This is a genomic window from Flavobacterium sp. CSZ (genome assembly GCF_015350725.1).
Lineage (GTDB): Bacteria > Bacteroidota > Bacteroidia > Flavobacteriales > Flavobacteriaceae > Flavobacterium.
This window is the reverse complement of record NZ_JADKPQ010000011.1, coordinates 126,918-146,334: the sequence shown is the minus strand read 5'-3', so window position 1 is coordinate 146,334 and position 19,417 is coordinate 126,918. Positions and strand designations below refer to the sequence as shown.

17 protein-coding genes are annotated in these 19,417 nt (G+C 30.4%); all 17 read right to left on the bottom strand.

The genetic code is table 11. The annotated features are described in order from the left end of the window. Positions 1-13: 13 nt before the first annotated feature. Positions 14-1,153: a DegT/DnrJ/EryC1/StrS family aminotransferase gene (locus IRZ78_RS14365; RefSeq protein ID WP_194617189.1), complete on the bottom strand. Its 1,140-nt coding sequence runs from the start codon at positions 1,151-1,153 to the stop codon at positions 14-16. Beyond that, positions 1,146-1,793, bottom strand: a complete 648-nt coding sequence (locus tag IRZ78_RS14360; protein WP_194617188.1) for an acetyltransferase — start codon at positions 1,791-1,793, stop codon at positions 1,146-1,148. The genes IRZ78_RS14365 and IRZ78_RS14360 overlap by 8 nt, the downstream gene beginning before the upstream one ends. 1 nt (position 1,794) lies before the next feature. After that, positions 1,795-2,397: a sugar transferase gene (locus tag IRZ78_RS14355; RefSeq protein ID WP_194617187.1), complete on the bottom strand. Its 603-nt coding sequence runs from the start codon at positions 2,395-2,397 to the stop codon at positions 1,795-1,797. Then, entirely contained in the window at positions 2,390-3,541 is a 1,152-nt protein-coding gene (locus IRZ78_RS14350; RefSeq protein ID WP_194617186.1) for a glycosyltransferase family 4 protein, read from the bottom strand. The genes IRZ78_RS14355 and IRZ78_RS14350 overlap by 8 nt, the downstream gene beginning before the upstream one ends. A gap of 118 nt (positions 3,542-3,659) precedes the next feature. Next, complete coding sequence (locus tag IRZ78_RS14345) at positions 3,660-4,745, bottom strand: right-handed parallel beta-helix repeat-containing protein (protein ID WP_194617185.1); 1,086 nt, start codon at positions 4,743-4,745, stop codon at positions 3,660-3,662. Between the two features lie 10 nt (positions 4,746-4,755). After that, positions 4,756-5,763: an EpsG family protein gene (locus IRZ78_RS14340; RefSeq protein ID WP_194617184.1), complete on the bottom strand. Its 1,008-nt coding sequence runs from the start codon at positions 5,761-5,763 to the stop codon at positions 4,756-4,758. 49 nt (positions 5,764-5,812) lie between these two features. After that, positions 5,813-6,661 carry a glycosyltransferase gene (locus tag IRZ78_RS14335; protein WP_194617183.1) on the bottom strand — a complete coding sequence of 283 codons (849 nt, stop codon included), beginning with the start codon at positions 6,659-6,661 and terminating at the stop codon, positions 5,813-5,815. A 43-nt stretch (positions 6,662-6,704) separates the two neighbouring features. Then, positions 6,705-7,733, bottom strand: a complete 1,029-nt coding sequence (locus IRZ78_RS14330; protein WP_194617182.1) for a hypothetical protein — start codon at positions 7,731-7,733, stop codon at positions 6,705-6,707. 7 nt (positions 7,734-7,740) lie between these two features. After that, positions 7,741-8,817, bottom strand: a complete 1,077-nt coding sequence (locus tag IRZ78_RS14325) for a polysaccharide pyruvyl transferase family protein (RefSeq protein WP_194617181.1) — start codon at positions 8,815-8,817, stop codon at positions 7,741-7,743. Between the two features lie 9 nt (positions 8,818-8,826). Further along, positions 8,827-10,491, bottom strand: coding sequence for an FAD-dependent oxidoreductase (locus IRZ78_RS14320; protein WP_194617180.1), 1,665 nt, complete (start codon positions 10,489-10,491; stop codon positions 8,827-8,829). A gap of 114 nt (positions 10,492-10,605) precedes the next feature. Beyond that, positions 10,606-11,172, bottom strand: coding sequence for an acyltransferase (locus IRZ78_RS14315; RefSeq protein WP_194617179.1), 567 nt, complete (start codon positions 11,170-11,172; stop codon positions 10,606-10,608). Next, a complete protein-coding gene (locus tag IRZ78_RS14310; RefSeq protein WP_194617178.1) occupies positions 11,169-12,566 on the bottom strand; it encodes a polysaccharide biosynthesis C-terminal domain-containing protein in 1,398 nt (465 codons plus the stop codon). The genes IRZ78_RS14315 and IRZ78_RS14310 overlap by 4 nt, the downstream gene beginning before the upstream one ends. Before the next feature lies 1 nt (position 12,567). After that, positions 12,568-13,689 carry a UDP-N-acetylglucosamine 2-epimerase (non-hydrolyzing) gene (gene wecB / locus IRZ78_RS14305; protein ID WP_194617177.1) on the bottom strand — a complete coding sequence of 374 codons (1,122 nt, stop codon included), beginning with the start codon at positions 13,687-13,689 and terminating at the stop codon, positions 12,568-12,570. 52 nt (positions 13,690-13,741) lie between these two features. After that, complete coding sequence (locus tag IRZ78_RS14300; protein ID WP_194617176.1) at positions 13,742-14,815, bottom strand: lipopolysaccharide biosynthesis protein; 1,074 nt, start codon at positions 14,813-14,815, stop codon at positions 13,742-13,744. Between the two features lie 7 nt (positions 14,816-14,822). Continuing rightward, on the bottom strand, positions 14,823-17,297 hold the full coding sequence (locus tag IRZ78_RS14295; protein WP_194617175.1) for an SLBB domain-containing protein: 2,475 nt from the start codon (positions 17,295-17,297) through the stop codon (positions 14,823-14,825). Between the two features lie 53 nt (positions 17,298-17,350). Then, on the bottom strand, positions 17,351-18,397 hold the full coding sequence (gene rfbB / locus IRZ78_RS14290; protein ID WP_194617174.1) for a dTDP-glucose 4,6-dehydratase: 1,047 nt from the start codon (positions 18,395-18,397) through the stop codon (positions 17,351-17,353). Positions 18,398-18,409: 12 nt separating this feature from the next. Further along, positions 18,410-19,411 (bottom strand): mannose-1-phosphate guanylyltransferase, encoded by a 1,002-nt coding sequence (locus IRZ78_RS14285; RefSeq protein WP_194617173.1) that lies wholly within the window; start codon positions 19,409-19,411, stop codon positions 18,410-18,412. Positions 19,412-19,417: the final 6 nt, after the last annotated feature.

The following is a 19,417-nucleotide window of genomic DNA, read 5'->3' as shown; positions in this document are numbered from 1 at the left end:
ACAGCATTAAAAATTATTTAAAAAAAACATCTAAGACATTTTTTATTCTTTCTTGATCGTGGTCAACCAAATTTGAGCCCGATGGCAGACATAGTCCATTTTCAAATAAAGTTTCAGCTATTTTTTCGCCATAATAAGGATACTTTTCAAAAATAGGTTGCAAATGCATAGGTTTCCATAAAGGGCGACTTTCAATGTTTTCTTTTTCTAAAGCTAACCTTAAATCTTCTCTAGTCTTGCCATTTAGCTTTTTTGGATCAATTGTAATTGCAGATAACCAGTGGTTTGAAAAATAATCACCATTTATTTCTGTTAAGACAAATACTCCTTCAATACTTTTAAAATAATCTTTATAAAAATGATGCATTTTTCTTCTAAGTAAGATATGTTTATTCAACACTTCCATCTGTCCACGACCAATACCTGCACAAATGTTACTCATTCTATAATTAAATCCTACTTCACTATGTTGATAATGAGGCGCATTATCTCTTGCTTGAGTGGAAAGGAAAACAGCTTTATCTTTTGTTTCTTTATCCTTTGTTACAATGGCGCCTCCACCAGAAGTTGTAATAATTTTATTTCCATTAAAAGAAAGTGCTGCAATATCACCAAAGGTACCACATCTTTTATTTTTATAATGACTTCCCAAAGCCTCTGCGCTATCTTCTAAAACAGGTATTTCATATTTAAGGGCAACAGCGTGTATTTCTTCAACTTTATAAGGCATACCATAAAGATGAACAGCAATTATAGCTTTTGGTTTTTTTCCATTTGAAATTCTATCTACAATTGCTTTTTCTAAAGAAACTGGACACATATTCCATGTTTCCAATTCACTATCAACAAAAACGGGTGTCGCCCCTTGATACATAATCGGATTTGCCGATGCTGAAAAGGTCATACTTTGACATATAACTTCATCTCCTTGCTTTACCCCTAAAAGTATTAACCCTAAATGAATTGCAGCTGTTCCGGAACTTAAAGCTCCTACTTTAACTCCTTCATTTAAGTATTTTTCTAAATCATCTTCAAAACCATTTACATTTGGTCCTAGAGGAGCTACCCAATTTGTATCAAAAGCTTCTTGTACATACTTTTGTTCGCTTCCTCCCATATGTGGAGAAGAAAGCCATATTTTTGAATTATTCATGAAATTTAATTGGCTTTGCCGGTATTCCAACTGCTGTACATTTTTCCGGAAGAGTTTTTGAAACAACCGCCCCAGCTCCAATAATAGTTGAATTACCTATTTTTAATAAGTTAATAATTTTTGCTCCAGTACCCACATAAACTAAGTCTTCTATTACAACTTCTCCTGAAATATTGACGGAAGGCATAAAAGAACAATAATCTCCTATGACAGTATCATGTCCTGTTGTACAAAAAAGGTTAAGTATCACAAAATTACCTATACTAATATTTACTGTAATAATGTTAGAAGCACAAATAATACATCCCTCTCCTATTAAAACAGAGTCTGTTCCAATTAAAACATTTGGATGTATTAAAGTTGGGAAGGAAATATTAGAATTTATTTTTAATGATTTATGTATTTGGAATTTTATTTTTGGATCAGCAATAGAAATGACAACGCTTATCTCATTATTATAAATCATTAGATCATTTACACCTCCTAAAACAGGGTATCCATTTACTTGGGTTCCAATAGAAATATTATCATCATAAAACCCTAATAAGTTAAACTTCTTCTCTACCAGATTTATTTGATCAATCAACATTTTTACTTCACGACCAAATCCTCCTGCTCCAATAATTACAATATTCTTCATATTAATTTCCTTTAAATGCTTCTGTTGTTACGGAATTATCTGAGCTAATTCCTTCTCTAATAATTACTTTACTAATTGTCTTTATAAATATTTTTAAATCTAAAATGAATGATATATTATCAACATACCAAACGTCATATTCAAATTTTTGATTCCAACTAATGGCATTCCTTCCATTTACTTGGGCCCAGCCTGTAATTCCAGGCTTAACATTATGTCTTCTCTTCTGAAAATCATCATACAAACGTAAATATTCAGGTAATAATGGCCTCGGACCTATCAAGCTCATATCTCCAATTAATACATTAATTAATTGTGGAATTTCATCCAAAGAAGTTTTTCTAACAAATGAACCAAATTTTGTCAATCTGTCAGCATCAGATAGAAGTTTCCCATTTACATCTTTCTTATCCGTCATCGTTTTAAATTTTACGATCTTAAATATTTTTCCATTTTTCCCCGGGCGCCTTTGAATAAAAAAAGGTTTCCCATGATTAACAATAAATAAACAAATAGTAACTAATATCAAAAGCGGACTCAAGAATAACAATCCCAATGAAGCACACATAAAATCAATTACTCTTTTTAAATAAACATTATACATTTTTTTCTAAACTTTTATATTCTGACAAAATAGCGTTCCAAACTAACTGCTGTTCATACCGGGAAATAATACTTATCCGTGCGTTAGTTCCAAGTTTATAACAATATTCTTTATCGGTTAACATTTTTTCCATCGCATCATAAATAGAGGCTGAGTCTTTCACAGGAATAATTATTCCGTTTTCGTGCTCTATGATAATTTCATTACAACCATTAATATTTGTAACAATACTTGGTAATCCCATAGCTCCCGCCTGCATAACAACATTAGGAAATCCTTCTCTATAACTTGGAAAAACCAATGTATCAGCCATTGCATAGTAAGCCCTAACATCATTTTGAAAACCAACACTAATAATGTTTTCAGATTCTTTTATTGTTTTTATAGTTTCAGTATTCAAAGGATCTAAATCGTCCTCAAAGGGTCCAACTAATAATAGTTTTACGTTTTTGTAATTATATTGAAATTTAGAAAATGCATTTATTAGTTCATTAATTCCTTTGTCTTTGACTAAGCGCCCTACAAAGACAAAAACAAAATCATTTTCTGAGATACCTAACTTATTTCTTTCCTGGATGATATCTTGCAAGTTAAACAGTCCAGGATTAAAATAATTCGTATCTATTCCATTAACATTTCCATTACCAATAACCTTCAAAGGCTTTTTAGTAATCTTATAGTTTATCAAATCATTCTTAACTCCCTCACCCTCTGGATAAATATTTGTTGCCCAGAGACATAATAGCTTATCCATCAAAATAAGTATTTTCTGAAATAGTCCCTGCTTCGAAGGAAATATCAGCCCGGTGAAAGTATGTATACGAATTGGAACACCCGCGAATTTAGCTGCTGTCATACTTAATAATCCAGCTTTCGGCGTAATTGAATGTACTATGAGTGGTCGTTCTTTTTTAAAATAAAAATATAATTTAACTAAAGAAACGAAATCTTTTACAGGTGAAATTTTTCTCTCCATTTCAACAGAAAACACTTCAACACCTTCTCTACTAACAACTTGATTCAAATCAATACCTTTTCCTGAAACAGCAATAACATTATAATGTTTATTTAAAAATTCTAACTGTCCTTTTAATAAAACATTCAGTGATATTGGAACGGTGGACAACCGGATAATTTTATTCATTTTACAATTCAAACTTCATTAATCATTTCAACTACGTTGTTTAATAACGAAACAACTTTATTTTTTCTCTACCCCTTGTATCTAAGACTATTAAATCATGAATAGTCTCAACGAAAAGCTAGTTCTCTTTATTAATTAGTACGTTATTTTTATATTTTTTCACTTTATCCAAAACAATTTTTACTTCATATTTGCTTGAATTTCTCCAATAAAAATCTTTTTTAGGATTTTTCCACACCGCATTAATGATCGTAATTGTTCCTATTGGATTTTGAATTGAATTATCATCATTTATGGATGTGCCGAATGAGTAATTAGATCCATCATCTGTATAATTTTGCATCGTAATACTTACTTCTTTTTGTGGATTATTTTTAATCGAAAAAGCTTGCAAATTGATACAGAATCCCCCTGGATTATTAAAAGTATAAATATTACTTAAATTAACATCTTTAAGAGTTTCTTTGTACAAACTAGGCTCAATTTGAATACCGTTCATAGGAAGAGTTCCAAAAGTATTAGAAATAAAAACAGAATCTATATGTAAATTATTTGCAGAAGTAATTGATATACCATCCCTTCTCGCATTATCTATTGATCCGTTTTTAATAACAATATTTGAGCTTACTTTGCCATCTTCTGAACCTACAAAAACTCCATCTCCCCAAGTATCTTTTATTTGAAAATTATAAATTTCAACATTTAAACTATTTAAAACACAAATACCTGCACTCCATTCTCCAGCTTGGTCGTTCTTTTCTTTTCTGCTACCAACAATATTTGCATTGTAAATTTTTACATTTGAAGCATTATAAACTTTTATAATATCACTCAACCTACCTTTTGCCGGACCTCTATATATAACTTTTGAATATCTATTAAAATATATTTTTCTATTTGAAGGAATGGTAAGACCATTACTATTAATTAAGACAGGAAAGTTAGGCATTATAACGACAGGATACTTATTAATCGCATCCTGCAGTTTTTGCGTATAATCAACTGTTGCCTTTTTATTAGGATTTCCCGGCAGACTCTTTTCAAGGTTATAACTGTCATTTGGGAAGGTATAATTATAATACCCCTTGTAATACTTATTTACAAGCTGTTTAGATACAGTACGATACTCATGATTTTGAGCATTTGACAACTGAGAAAAAACTAAACATAGAAATAATGTTTTTAAAAAATCAGCAGTTTTCATAAGTTTGGAATTATCTAGTTTGAAAAAAAATAAAAATAAACATTAAAAAAAGTACAGAAAAAGTTGCTCTAAAACTTATTCTATTTTGATAGACTTTAAACATAGGTGCAAATAAAAACGGAATAACACACCAAGACATTACGCCCCATCTATCAGAAAAAGGAATTTGGAACATCATATAAAACACTGCACTAATAAGAATATAATACTTCAATAAATTTTCATAAAAATCATTCTTTTCAAACTTATTCAAGTATATAAATAAAATTAAAAATATAGTATTAAATGCAACAAACTGCGGTTTGAATCCCACTGAATATGAAGAATCATTTCCCTCCAGGTATCCGCCCCTTCTTTCGTCAAGCAATAAAAATCCAATAAAATAATCTTTAAACGACAAAACGCTTATACTCGCGGCCGATAAAAGAACAGAAATTAAATATAAACAATAATAATAAAACAGGCGTATTTTCTTAAAATAACTAACCAATAAGTATAAAAAAACTGGTATAAGGCTTGTAAAATGAAAGCATACCGCCAGTACAAAAAATAAAATCCATCGAAATTTCTTTTTTGGTGAAATATTACGTGAAATAATAGCCAATACAAAAAAAGCAAGCGACAATCCCTGACGTATAATATTTATCCCTAATGACTCAAAGAAAAACAGACTAATTAAGCAAAAAACAGAAAGAAAAAAATTTGATTTGTAAAAATTTGTGTATTTCTTTAAGGTGTAGAAGTTTAATGCTACAAATAAAAAACTCATTACAAATAGAAAAATTTGCGGATCTTCACTAAAAATATTTAATACTCTAAATACTAACCCAATAGGCGCATCAGTACCATAAGTTATTTCATTATAATGCGTATACTGCCAATGATACATTTCAGTATCTGTACCAACATCTACAGCACGCATACCAAACAAAAAGATATAGGCAAACATTAAGAAAAATACAATACAATTACCTAGGACTTGATAATTTTTTTTCTTAAAATCTACAGTAATTGACATCCAAATTGCAAGTAATGATGCTACTACATAAATCAAACAGTATAATAAATTAAACTCTGGCACCTATAATTGAATCTAGTTGTTTTTTAAAATCTACTTTTTCAGATATCGTTAAATACTGAAATCGCTTATTTAACAAAACATGCTCTTTTTTGATTTTTTCTAAAAAAACATAAACAGTGTATTTTAAATAAGATTCTAATACTAATTTTGATTTTTGCAATTTTGTTGCATGATAAGTTTCAGCAAATTTGATCTTCCCTTTAATCATTTTTAAATGCTTTTGAGAATTATTACTACTGTCTTCTCTATAAAAAAGTAAAGGATGATTCAAATTTTGAAAGCGATATTTTGTTATTAAACGATACCATAATTCCAAATCTTCCATTTGTATAAAACCATCTTTATATGGATTACCTAACAACACTTCTCTTTTTGCCATCACTGTTGGATGTATCGGACAAATTCCTTTGAGGATATCGTCTTGGATTTTTATTTCTGCAGATTTTTTAAACCCTAAAATGTGGTTATCTTTATCGATACTTACAGCATCACCGAAAACTATATCAATTTCAAAGTTCTGTTTTAATACTTCTAATTGCCTTTCTATTCTGTCAGGAAACATTATATCATCAGCATCCATTCTGGCAAAATACATGCCCTTTGAGAGATGAATCATCTCATTCAGTCTAAAAATTAATCCTTTATTAATGCCATCGTTAATAATTTTAATTCTGGGATCATTATAAGATTTCATAATTTCTAAAGAACCATCTGTAGAGCCATCATTTACTAAAAGTAATTCAAAATCTTCAAAAGATTGCTGCAATACAGAATCAATAGCTTGTTTAAGATATTGACCTGCATTATATATTGGAATTCCGATCGAAACTAGCATTTTTTAATTTTAAAGTAAATGAACACAATAGAGAGATTTAACTTTAGCTTTTCTTTATATTCTTTAATTTCTCGCTAATCAAAGTAATATATTTATCATCTGAATAATATTTTTCAAAAACTTGCCTATAAGTATTTTTTAGATCTTCAACAAAAATGTTTTTTTTATCAAAAATGATAATTTTATTTGCAACTTCTTGTAAATCTTCCTCCTCAAGTCGACATTTAATCGAATAATTTTTTAAATCAATATTTTCCTCAAAATCCTTCACAACGTCTGTATATATGGGAATAATACCGGCAGCAAGATAGGAATTCATTTTTGTTGGCGTTGCAACATTATTAATTGGATCGTCTTTTCTTATTAAAAACCCATATTTATATTTCACTAGTTCATCTTGTAACTCTTCTAGTTTAACAAAATCAACCGACACATTTTTTAAGCTATATTTCTTTATTAGTGCATCAGCTTCATTTTTTTGCCCCGTAAGCAAGCTTAATGTAGCTGATTGGTCGTGCTCATATATATATTTAAAAACTACTAGACTTTCTTCAATACATTGCCAGCCATACAAAGCTCCAGCATATACAAAACTGAGTTTCTCATATTTTTTTTCAGATAAAAAAGAAGTTTCATCTAATTTCTTATTATAACATGGTATGACAATCGATTTTTTATCAAATTTTAAAGCATATTTATTTTCATAAAAACGTCTCATTTCATTAGAAACAAACAAACATAAATCTGTCTTTTTAAGGCATTTTTTCTCTAAATAGCTTAAATAAACTTTTCCAATCTTAGACTTTAAAGTGTAATTATGCAACAACTCATACTCCTCTGGTCCAATACCTTGAAACCAATTAATATAAAAATATTTTTTCTTTTTTTCTTTATATTTTAACGATTTTTGATCTCCTCCGCGAATAGTTACAATAATATCAATATCTGCACTTACCAATGGCTCTTGAGAAATAACTACTTCATAATCATGAAATGCATTTACGATTAAACTCGTATAGTATTCTGTTGCCTCATTCATGGCACTTTTAGGCAGATAAAAAAAAGCTTTCATTTTATAATTAATTTTTGGCGAATATTTTTTTAAATTCTAACAACATAGTATCTGCATTTGCTCTTCTATCTTTCAAAGAAGTTTCATAATCAACATCAAAGTTCAATTCATCAACCAATTTAATTAAATGTTGCATATTAAAGGGTTTCTCCCAAAGTTTTATTTCTTTCACTTGTTCTGTTAATATTCTCAACTTTGGTTCTATCTCAACACAAACAACAGGTTTATTTAATAAAGAAGCTATAATCGCTCCATGATAACGTGCTGTTATGAATCCGTCAAATATATTTAATTCCTCCAAGAATGATTCAATCGAATATTTTTCCGGATCCCAAGCTAAAAAATTCTCATTCTTTAATTTTCCAATCCATTCTTTATCTTTGGATGGTGCAAAAACAATAAATTGCAATTCTGCATCCGAGTATGTTTTATAAAATTCAATTAAAACATTGATATAATTATTTCCTGATTTTTCCCAGTCCCAATCTCTAACAATAATTCCAATTTTCCTTTTTTCGTTAAAACCTTCAGATTTAATGCAAGTAGGTTTTTCAAAATAAGAAGAAAAAACAACATCTGCTCCTAAGGTTGCAGGAATATTCCAACCTGCACAATATTGATATGAAATTTCATCTCTTACCCCAACAAAATCAGCCATAGCAATCTTTTGTTTTGCATTAGCTATTGCTTCCTGATTTTCATAAAAAGGGCCAATTCCAAAACCGATGAATGCGATCTTACCAGGATTTATACAGTTTTTAAAAAAAACATCACTTAGTTTTTTTTTTACAAGTCCAGGATTTCTAAAAGCTATACCAATCTTTTGAATTAAAGATGTATTATAGCTACTTTGAAAAGCAAAAAATTGAGTCCCTCCTCCATAAACTTCCCAATCAGGTTGAAAATTAGGTTTCAAATAAGTACTGCTTATTAAAAGCTTATTGGCATAATTATTCTCTTCTCCTACAAAATTTAACTGTAAATCATCAAACTCTTTTAAAAAGTAGTTTTCAAATACACACATTAACAAATCATCTCCAAAATTAGTTTCTCCGTAAGCTCCTTTTATAGTAAGTTTTGTCATTTTTTTTTATTATAATACCATCTTCTTTTCCAGTAATATACTCCTTAAAATATCATAAGGTAAATCCTGCACAGTTGTTCCATTCTCTATTGCCAATACTGCGGCCGCACCAGCAGCTTGTCCCAGAGACATATACACAGGTTCCATTCTAATAGAACTATATGCAGTGCGAGATGCCGACAAACAAACAGGAACAAATAGGTTTATGCATTGTGCTTTTTTTGGCACAATCGAACGATAATCAATTGGATATGGCTTAGGAGTTCTAGCCATAAATTGCCCCTCATTCTTAATATTTCCATTATTATCTACATAACGTTGAACTATATGTGAATCCATCGCATAATCTCCAAATGCCACAGGCCTTTCAGCAACAATTTGACCTGTACAATTTCTCTCTGTCATAACGTATTCACTTATCATTCTACGCCCTTCTCTAATATACAATTGATTTGGCCAATTGCCAGTGTCTACAAATTCATCTTTTGGTAATCCCCATTCTTTATAAAAATCGCGAATTCTGGCGGGAACTTTCGGATGATTTGCTAAAGTCCATAAAAGTCCTATCTGATAGCGTTTGTGATCAGCAATTATCATTTCTCTTTCAGCATAATTTGCATCAGGGTACTTATAATTTTTACCTACATAATCAGTCGAAATCGGTCCAGAATTATTTGAGTCCGTTTTATAATTTGGCATTGGTACTAAATCAAAAAAAGTACTTCCCTCATAGGTTTTAAGATATTCGAAAAGTATATTATAATCATCTTCATTATAATCAACAGGCTTTTCAATTTGTATTCTATTTCGGCTCTCGTTGGTTAGGCACATTCTATAACAATAGGCTTGTATTTTTTTATCACCCGTACCGTTACCAGGCAAGTTTAAAGGAAACTCTGTACCAAAATGTTTTATTCCGTCAGGCAATTGATTTCTGTCGTTATTCACTATTCTTTGGACACCACTAGTACGTTCATTATATTGGCTGTTGCTTTCTCTGCCAATTGTATAGGAAACACCCGTTTTAGCCATAAGATCGCCTTCGTAGGTTGCGTCGATGAACATTTTCCCTTTTATTTTTAAACCCGATTCCATTTTAATGGAAGTAATAGCATTCAAGTCATTTTTATTAACTCCCTTATCTAAATCAAGTCTTTCGTTATGTAAAATTGGAATAGCATTATTGATGATAAAGTCTCGCAAAACATATTGAGCTGCTTTGGGTTCAAACCAAATCATGACATCTCCATCATATGTGTATCTTGCATATCCTCCTGAGTTACCGCCAAACCAACTATTAGAGTTACTGTAGTAGCCTTTTATGGATTTATAAAAATCTCTTGTAAACCCTCCCAATATAGAGTTATTCAGAATATCAGTTGCCCCAAGCCCATTTGCAGTCATACCCCCTAAAGCCGTATTTGAAGGTTTAATAAGCAAAACACTTTTTCCAGATTTTATAACCTCTGCAGCAGCCATTATACCGGAAACTGTCCCACCATACACAACTACATCGTATTCTTTAGTAGTATCTATATCTTTTACCCCTGTAGTAGTATCAAAATGTACAATAGGTTTTATATTCAATAAATCGTCATTATCTTTTGAGCAAGACGAGTAAAAAAAAGAACAAAATATTAAAACTGCAATCAAACGTAATTTTAGATCATACATTTCAAAATAATAAAATGGTTATATTTATTTAATTCTTTATCTAGTAAAATTAACTAGTAACACTTTCATTCTATTTAGTATCTTTTCTTAAAGAACTAAATCAAAATTATTCCTTCATTCCTTATAATTCAGATTTATTTCAGGCTTAAGATTCTTTTCCAACTTTTCTTTAAGATAAATTTTATTTTCTTTCTTAAGTTTATAATAATGCTCAGAATCTCTACTTTTTATAACCCTACATGGATTACCAACAACTATTGAAAGTGGAAGAATTGTTCCTGAAATCACACATCCTGCACCCACGATACACCCCTCACCAATATCGCTACCTGGAGTTATTATGACATTTCCACCTATCCAAACATTTTCTCCAATTGTTACTTTTCTAAAATCAAAAGTTTCATCATATGGAATATACTTAGAATTTTTAAACGTATGATTTGCAGAGTGAAGAACTAAATTTGGACCAATAATTACACCATTCATTATTTCAACCCCTCCTAATCCATTAATTTCAGCATTGGGACCAATATAAATATAATCCCCTAAAGACACACGTTCAGGATAATAGATTACTATAGAAGAACTGATATTATTATTACTACCGCTTACATTTAGCTTCCTAATTAATCGTTTCAATTTGATAGCTTCAATAAATTTTATAATTTTTCCTATAATCATTTTCTTAGATATCTTAACATTAAATTTTTATTGAGGTATATAATTAAGCCTAATACTATAAAAAACAAAATTAATTGGTATCGAAATATTAAAATATTCATTAAAAAAATCAATGCTATTATACTAAATAAAGCAATTATACAGTAAAATATATTTATTTTAAGATTCAATTCTTTTTTCAAATCAAAATATCTCAACAAGTATATTATAAAAAAGCCAGAAAAGTACGAAATAGATATACCATACAAACCCCATCTACTAACCAATAAAAAGCACAAACCAATAGATACAGCTCCTCCAATTATTGTTGTAAAAGTTATTTTTGCAGTTGCCCTGCTTTTCTGATAAATAAGACTTATTAGTGCGGCCACTGTATTAAATCCAACACCCAAATATAAAAAAGGCATAAATCTCCAAGATTCGTAAAACTCTGAGTTAACAATGTACTTTGTGTAAATAGGTGCTCCAACGATAAGGATCACAATAATACTAAATTCTATTTTGAAAAAATAAACCAATAAGTTACTAAAATCTTCAATCTTAATGTCTTTTTTAAGAAAGCCATCTTGAATAGGTAACACAAAGATGGAATTTACTATCACAATAATAGACGGAAATCTTGAAGAGATTGCATAAATTCCGTTTGCTTCTGCACCTAAGTAATGCAAAATAATAAATTTACTTGCTGAGCCTATTACCCACCAACTCATTAAATTAGGAATAAGAGGTAGCGAATAATGGCACATTTCTTTCAATAATTCTTTATTTGAAGCTTGAAAAGAAAAATATTTAAATATATTAATTTGAAATAAAATCAGTACGCAGGCTATTGTATATGCTATTACATTAGCAAGTAAAATTCCTTCAACTTTAAAGTGGAACACATATATAAACAACACATTAAAAACAATTACTAAAAATGTAGTCAAAAGGCCATTAACAGCAAACTTTTTAGTATGTCCTTCTCCTCTTAAAATACTTTGCAATATCGGCAGCAAGCAATTCAGGAACATTAAAGAAAAAAAATAACCTTTGTATCGAAACGTTTCCAACTCAGAGTAAATTAACAGAAATCCAGAAAACAACAAAAATCCTGCACCAAATGCAAGCATCGTATTAGTTATTATTTGCTTTTTTAGATACTCATTTTCTTTATCTTTATCAATCAACCAACGATAAGCCGCATCAGATATCTGTAAAGAAACCAGAGGAACAAATAATGTGATTGTTGTTATGAATATATCGTACTCACCTAAATCTTTTTTTGTCAAAAAAAATGTATAGAGAGGAAGAAGTAAAAAAGAGAGAACTTTCGATCCAAAACTTCCTATTGAATAAATTAAGGTTTCTTTAAAAAGATTATTGCCAAGACGACTAGAAGGAATTTCACCCATTTTAATTTGTACGTATGAATTCAACTATTCGTTTGCATGCATTACCATCTCCATATGGATTATGCAAAGCACTCATATGCTGATAACGATCGAGGTTGACTAGTAAATCATTTGTTTCAGAAATTATTCTTTGTTTATCAGTACCAACTAAAATTACAGTTCCTGCATCGACAGCTTCTGGTCTTTCTGTAGTATTTCTCATTACTAAAACAGGTTTACCTAAACTAGGTGCCTCTTCTTGTACTCCGCCAGAATCAGTAATAATCAAATAGGATTTTTTCATTAACCAAACAAATGCTGGATAAGCCAAAGGAGTAATTAATTTTATATTAGAAATATTTGATAAAATCTCGTATACAGGTTTTTTTACATTAGGATTTAAATGCACTGGATAGACAATTTGAACATCTGGATGCTGCATTGCAATTTCTCTTAAAGCTTCACAAATATCTACAAAGCCCTTTCCATGATTTTCGCGTCGGTGACCGGTTACTAAGATTAGCTTTTTAGATGAATCGACAATTGACTTTAAAAAATCAACTTCCTGGTTATCTATTGAATCAACAATTACCACACTTTCTAATAATGCATCTATTACAGTATTTCCTGTAACTAATATACTATCCTGACTAACATTCTCTGCCAATAAATTTTCTTTTGAAGCATTTGTAGGCGCAAAATGAAAATCAGCAATTCGTCCAGTAACTTGTCTATTAATTTCTTCAGGAAATGGAGAACGTTTATCATAAGTACGTAATCCAGCTTCTACATGGCAAACTTTTGCTCCTGAATAAAATGCCGCTATACTGGCAGCCATTGTTGTGGTTGTATCGCCATGAACATAAACGTAATCTGGTTTAAAATCTTCTAAGATAGCTTTTAATTCGGTAATAATATCAGCTGTTAAAGAAAATAAATCTTGATTAGCTTTCATTAAATTTAGGTCATAATCAGGAACAATTTCAAAAAAATCCAACACTTGGTCTAACATTTCTCGATGTTGTGCTGTTACACAAACTTTGGATTCAAAATCAATTTTATTTTTTTGAAATTCTTTTACCAAAGGAGCCATTTTAATAGCTTCCGGTCTAGTTCCAAATATTATTAAATTCTTAATCTTCATAAATAGTAGTTATCAAACATTAAATTAAATCAAAAAATAATTAGTAAATCAACTAGGAATTCAAGGATTCCCTAATATATTTTTTTATAACAAGAACTAAAGCAGCTAGAAATGTAAAAAGAAATGCCCCAATCAAAATCCCTTTAAATTTTCCTATCTGGTCCTTTTTCAGAGGTAAAATTGGTTTGTCAATTATCTGAATTAAAGGAGTTTCTTTGCGCAAAGTAACCTTGGCTAATTCTGCTTGTTTTACTAATTCTGTTAAGATTGCAATATTTGCCTGGACGTCAACTTGTTTTTTTGATGATGGCGCTCGTCTAACATTTAAAGCAGGATTTAAATTGAAAATATTATCATTTGCAACAGCTACACCGGTAATCGCATCATTAAGCTCTTTTCGAATAGAATCGGTCTGCCTTTCAAGAATATCCATATTGATTCGAGACTTTTTGCTTTTAGTTTCAATGTAAAACTTACCAACTTGCTTTGCCAAAGCCTCGCAGAAATATTTTGCAAATAATTCATTTTTAGATAAAACCTGCATTGTAATGATAGAAATTTTTTTATCCTTCTGATCAACATCTAAATCACCCTTTGCTAAATTTTCATAAATATTACCTAATATACTATCATGTACTCTTGTAAAATTTCGTCGATCATTATTGGGAAGAAACTGTAAATTTTTAAATAGACTATTATTATTCCACCTTTCTCTCCAATTATTATTTTCTATATACATTTCAGCCAGTGAAATCACTTTTCCCTTTACTTTAACAGGACTCAACAATGTTTGCTCTACCATTTTACGAGATTTAAATAATTCTGTTAAATTTGAACCTGTAAAAATACTACCACCGCTACCTCCAATATCCAGACCAAGCGTACTTGCTAATCCTAATGCACTACCTAATCCTCCTCCTGATTTTTCATCTTCAATTGCAAAAGACAATGTAGCTATATACACAGGTTTTTTAACAAAAGAATATGAAAAGCCAAGAAAAGCTCCTATGACACCAAATATTAAAATAATTTTCCAGCTTGAAATTAAATAATCAAACCATTCTTTTATTGTTTCAAGAAATTCTTTAAACGAAATTTCGTCATTTTCAGTATTTTTATTCTCCATTAAATAATTATTTAAAAGCAGTTACAATCAATAATGCCAGACTGGTTATCACGCTACCAATACTAACCCATTCTCCCGTACTCATTTTTTTCGATTCTGGCTTTTCAGGAACCACTATTTGAGAACCTGGCGTTACTGAAGGATAAGCTCTAAAAAATAGGAAAGAACTTGTAACGGAAGCATTACCATTTGGATAGATAATATATGCCTTTTTCTTCCAGCCCTTATTGTCTACCCCTCCAACAGCATTAATATAATATTTAAATCCTTTTCCTTTTCTATAAGGTATTTCCGATGTCAGCAATACGTTTCCGGCAACTTTAACCCCCTCATTAAAGATCGCAACTTCAATTTCATCCCCGGGAAATAAAGTAACGTTTGAATAATGATTTTTATCTTTTACAATTTTCTCCCAGTTGATCGGAATAACAGCAAATTTCACTTGATCTCTTAATTTTTTAGATAGTTTAGAATTGAGAGTATCATTTCCCTTCGAACCTAATTGTTGTTCTGAACCTAATTTTTTATCTAAATTAAGATCTACACTTTCTAATTCTTGAATCTGTTCTTCTTTTACAGGTCTTTTGATTCTCATGCCATCTAAATTTGCAATAGAGCTTAATCCTCCGGCCCTCATAACAATATTGTATACAGACTCCTTTTTATTTGCCAGAACATATTTTCCTGGATATGTTACAGCCCCGCTCACTTTTACCATCTCTGGTTTTTCGTAAATTGCCATTTTGCGAATATTGATAACATCAAACGGTTTTAGTACAAAATTTTTAAGTTGTTCGTTGCTATCTGAAGTAATTTCAATCTCCATCAATTCAATGCGCTTGGGATCTGCATCATTTACTACATCAGACTTTACCATTCTAGCAATTTCAACCCTTTTAGATGCTGAACCTGTTAAGCCACCAACTTGAACGACTAGATCATTTAAAGTTAAATTCTCGAAATACTCATAAATTCCAGGATTTTTAACTTCTCCATCAATAGTTACTTTATATTCTTCTCTGAAATCCAAAATAGAATAAACTGTCACAATATCTTCTCTTTTCAATTCTATATCCGAATTCAAATCTCCTGATAATGCAGCACTTAAATCTACATTTACAATTTCTGTAGTTAAATCTTTTTTTAATCGAATAATCCTTGCTCTTTTTGTATAAGCGTCTTCTTTTAATCCTTCGGATCTTGTAATAAGATCAGAAATTCTCATTCCTTCATTATAAGAATAATAGTCCGGTCTAAAAACAGCACCTTCAATTTTAATACGATTTTCAAATCGGTTTAAAATTTTAGTCACTCTAAATACATCACCAGATTGTGGTAAATATGTATTATACTCACTTTCATTTATATCATGTACTTTAAATTCTTTTCCTGTTTTCTGCGTTACATTTACTGATGCAGTATAGGCAAATTCATTAAAACCAGATGCAAAATTCAGCAGATCAGAAAATTTTTCTCCTTTTTTCATTTCAAAAATTCCGGAACGTTTTACCTCTCCTTGAACTGTAACTCGTTGACTATATGCAGGAATTCGAATAACATCATTATCCTTCAAACTTACATTATCAGATTGATCTCCTTTAACCAAAAATCTATATATATCAATACTTTTATAGACTTTATTATTTCTGATTAATTCTATACTTCTGTAGCTCCCATTTTTCCCGGGTCCACCGGCCAAATGTAAAGCATTATATACTGTAGCTAAAGAAGAAACTGAATAGTTACCAGGTTGCTTTCCGCCGACAATAGTGACTTTAATAGTACGTATTTGACTTAAGCTTATACTTACCTGTGATTGTCCAGAACGAACTGTACTATAAACTCTGGCAATTGCTGCTTTAATTTTTTGAGTTGCGGCTTCAATTGACATTCCTGAAACAGAAATTTGTCCGACATTATCAATATTTACTTTTCCTTCTACACTAACCGGGATATTAGCATTATATTCCTGAACTCCATATACACTTATCTGTAATTCATCACCTGGTCCCAAAACATAATTCATAGGAGTCGCTAATTTTAAATCAGGCTCAAAATTTAAAGTAGGATTATCAAATAATTCAGAACCAAAAATTAAAGAATTAATAGAATCTTTTACTTTATCATTTTTAACTATTTCCTGTCTTCTTCCAAATTCAGAATTTTTAGTTCCAGTTTTTGAATTATTATTTTTATCTTTTACATCTTTATCAGAGTTTTTTTTATCAAACTCAAGAAGTTTAATTCTAAGTTTATTAAATTCACTTTGAGTCATCCCTTTAGACAAAGCCATTGGCTCAACATCATCAATTGACGCATTATTGCTTTTTAATTGAGTGCTAATTTTAGCGAGATCATCCTCCGACAAATAATCAACTTGTACGCTACTTAGATCTCTCGATTTAAGTATGTCCTGAGCATTTGCATTAAATGATAGTAGTGAAATCACAATTAGCGTAAGAACGTAAGTTATTTTTTTCATATGAAATTATAATTTTATCTATAGTCTTGTTTAAATAAAACTATTTATTTTTTTTAGGAATACTGTTTTTTATAATAATCTTTATAAATGCCTGATGTTACATTTTCTAACCATTCTACATTACTTAGATACCAATCTATTGTCCTTTCAAGACCTTCTTCAAAAGTTACTGAAGGTTTCCACCCCAAGTCTTTATTAATTTCAGAAGCATCTATTGCATAACGCAAATCATGTCCTGGTCGATCCTTTACATAGGTAATCAACTCTTGAGATTTACCTTCTGCCCGCCCCAGCTTTTGATCCATAATAGTACATAACAATTTTATTAAATCAATATTCTTCCATTCATTAAATCCACCAATATTGTAGGTTTTGTGATTCTTTCCTTCATGAAAAACTAAATCTATTGCAATTGCATGGTCTTCGACAAATAGCCAATCACGAGTATAATTACCATCTCCATAAACAGGCAATGGCTTGTTATTCAAAATATTATTAATAAAAAGCGGAATTAATTTTTCAGGAAAATGATAAGAGCCATAGTTATTAGAACAATTTGTCAAAACATAAGGTAACCCGTAAGTCTCACCATAAGCCCTTACAAAATGATCTGAACTTGCCTTAGAAGCTGAATAAGGTGAATTTGGATTATAACGAGTTGTTTCGGTAAAAAGACCTTCACTTCCTAAAGAACCATAAACCTCATCAGTACTTATATGATAAAACCGTTTACCCCCATAATTATCTTTCCATTGATTTTTGGCAGCATTCAATAAATTCATCGTTCCAATAACATTTGTCTTAATAAATACCAGTGGATCTTCAATAGAACGATCTACGTGGGATTCTGCTGCCAAATGCAAAACACCATCAAAATTATGGAGCGAAAAAAGTTCATTGATAAAATCCTCATCCACAATATCACCTTTTATAAAATTATAGTTAGGTTGATTTTCGATATCCTTTATATTTTCCAAATTACCAGCATAAGTTAATGCATCAAGATTGAAGATTTGATACTCAGGATATTTCTTTACGAAACGTCTTACTACATGTGAACCAATAAAACCAGCTCCTCCAGTTATAAGAATTTTATTCATCTTAAATTTCAATTAATTTAATAATTCTGAATTTATTTTTTCCAACTCATTATAAATATCCTTTACATCTTGTGAGTTTTCTTTTTGCAAAATTAAATTTGCTGTATCAGTATACACAAAAATAGTGTTTTTTAATCCCAGAAAGGTTGTGTGCTTACCTGAACCAATTACCATATTTCCATTTTTGTCTATCGGATGCCCTTTTAAAACTAAATAATCATAAACCGACTCAAATGATCCTAAATCTGACCACGAAAAAGCTGCAGGCACTACTTTTATTTTTTTACTGCGTTCCATAACAGCATAATCAATACTAATTGATGGAATTTCTAATGACAAATCTAAATCCAAAAAACCTTCTTTACTTGCTTCCCATACAGCTTTGGATTTTTCATAAACATCAGGTTGAAATTGTTTTAATTCTTCTAAAAGAACACTCGCTTTAAAACAAAACATTCCACTATTCCATAAAAAATTACCTCTGGCAATAAACTCTTTTGCCGTAGTTTTGTTTGGTTTTTCACGAAATGAAATTACATCATCTCCTTTTGATTCGATATAACCATATCCTGTTTCTGGCTTGGTAGGTATAATTCCAAAAGTTACAATAAAACCATCCTTAGCTTTTGAAACAGCCTCATTAATTGCTTTGTTATAATCTTCTATTTTATCAATAATATGATCTGACGGTGTTACAATTAATATATCATCAGGATTCGACGCAAATGCAGCAAAAGCAATTGCAGCTGCAGTATTGCGAGGTGTGGCTTCCACTATATTCACATAGCAAGTTTTGGTTTTATCCATCACTTTACCACTTAAATGATGGTTATCAACATTTCCAACAACCATTACCTTATTCACTAAGTGACTGTTACGATCAACCGTCATCTCGAATAAAGATTTATTCTCAAATATCTCAAGATATTGCTTAGGCTGGCTTTTTCTTGAAAGCGGCCATAATCTGCTACCTACACCACCAGTTAAAATAACGTGAGTTATTGACACTCCCATATATTA

What these genes read in the sequence shown, in the direction of transcription:
- IRZ78_RS14365 (WP_194617189.1), bottom strand. Translation starts at nt 1,153, where the DNA reads ATGAATAATTCAAAAATATGGCTTTCTTCTCCACATATGGGAGGAAGC.
- IRZ78_RS14360 (WP_194617188.1), bottom strand. Translation starts at nt 1,793, where the DNA reads ATGAAGAATATTGTAATTATTGGAGCAGGAGGATTTGGTCGTGAAGTA.
- IRZ78_RS14355 (WP_194617187.1), bottom strand. Translation starts at nt 2,397, where the DNA reads ATGTATAATGTTTATTTAAAAAGAGTAATTGATTTTATGTGTGCTTCA.
- IRZ78_RS14350 (WP_194617186.1), bottom strand. Translation starts at nt 3,541, where the DNA reads ATGAATAAAATTATCCGGTTGTCCACCGTTCCAATATCACTGAATGTT.
- IRZ78_RS14345 (WP_194617185.1), bottom strand. Translation starts at nt 4,745, where the DNA reads ATGAAAACTGCTGATTTTTTAAAAACATTATTTCTATGTTTAGTTTTT.
- IRZ78_RS14340 (WP_194617184.1), bottom strand. Translation starts at nt 5,763, where the DNA reads ATGTCAATTACTGTAGATTTTAAGAAAAAAAATTATCAAGTCCTAGGT.
- IRZ78_RS14335 (WP_194617183.1), bottom strand. Translation starts at nt 6,661, where the DNA reads ATGCTAGTTTCGATCGGAATTCCAATATATAATGCAGGTCAATATCTT.
- IRZ78_RS14330 (WP_194617182.1), bottom strand. Translation starts at nt 7,733, where the DNA reads ATGAAAGCTTTTTTTTATCTGCCTAAAAGTGCCATGAATGAGGCAACA.
- IRZ78_RS14325 (WP_194617181.1), bottom strand. Translation starts at nt 8,817, where the DNA reads ATGACAAAACTTACTATAAAAGGAGCTTACGGAGAAACTAATTTTGGA.
- IRZ78_RS14320 (WP_194617180.1), bottom strand. Translation starts at nt 10,491, where the DNA reads ATGTATGATCTAAAATTACGTTTGATTGCAGTTTTAATATTTTGTTCT.
- IRZ78_RS14315 (WP_194617179.1), bottom strand. Translation starts at nt 11,172, where the DNA reads ATGATTATAGGAAAAATTATAAAATTTATTGAAGCTATCAAATTGAAA.
- IRZ78_RS14310 (WP_194617178.1), bottom strand. Translation starts at nt 12,566, where the DNA reads ATGGGTGAAATTCCTTCTAGTCGTCTTGGCAATAATCTTTTTAAAGAA.
- wecB (WP_194617177.1), bottom strand. Translation starts at nt 13,689, where the DNA reads ATGAAGATTAAGAATTTAATAATATTTGGAACTAGACCGGAAGCTATT.
- IRZ78_RS14300 (WP_194617176.1), bottom strand. Translation starts at nt 14,815, where the DNA reads ATGGAGAATAAAAATACTGAAAATGACGAAATTTCGTTTAAAGAATTT.
- IRZ78_RS14295 (WP_194617175.1), bottom strand. Translation starts at nt 17,297, where the DNA reads ATGAAAAAAATAACTTACGTTCTTACGCTAATTGTGATTTCACTACTA.
- rfbB (WP_194617174.1), bottom strand. Translation starts at nt 18,397, where the DNA reads ATGAATAAAATTCTTATAACTGGAGGAGCTGGTTTTATTGGTTCACAT.
- IRZ78_RS14285 (WP_194617173.1), bottom strand. Translation starts at nt 19,411, where the DNA reads ATGGGAGTGTCAATAACTCACGTTATTTTAACTGGTGGTGTAGGTAGC.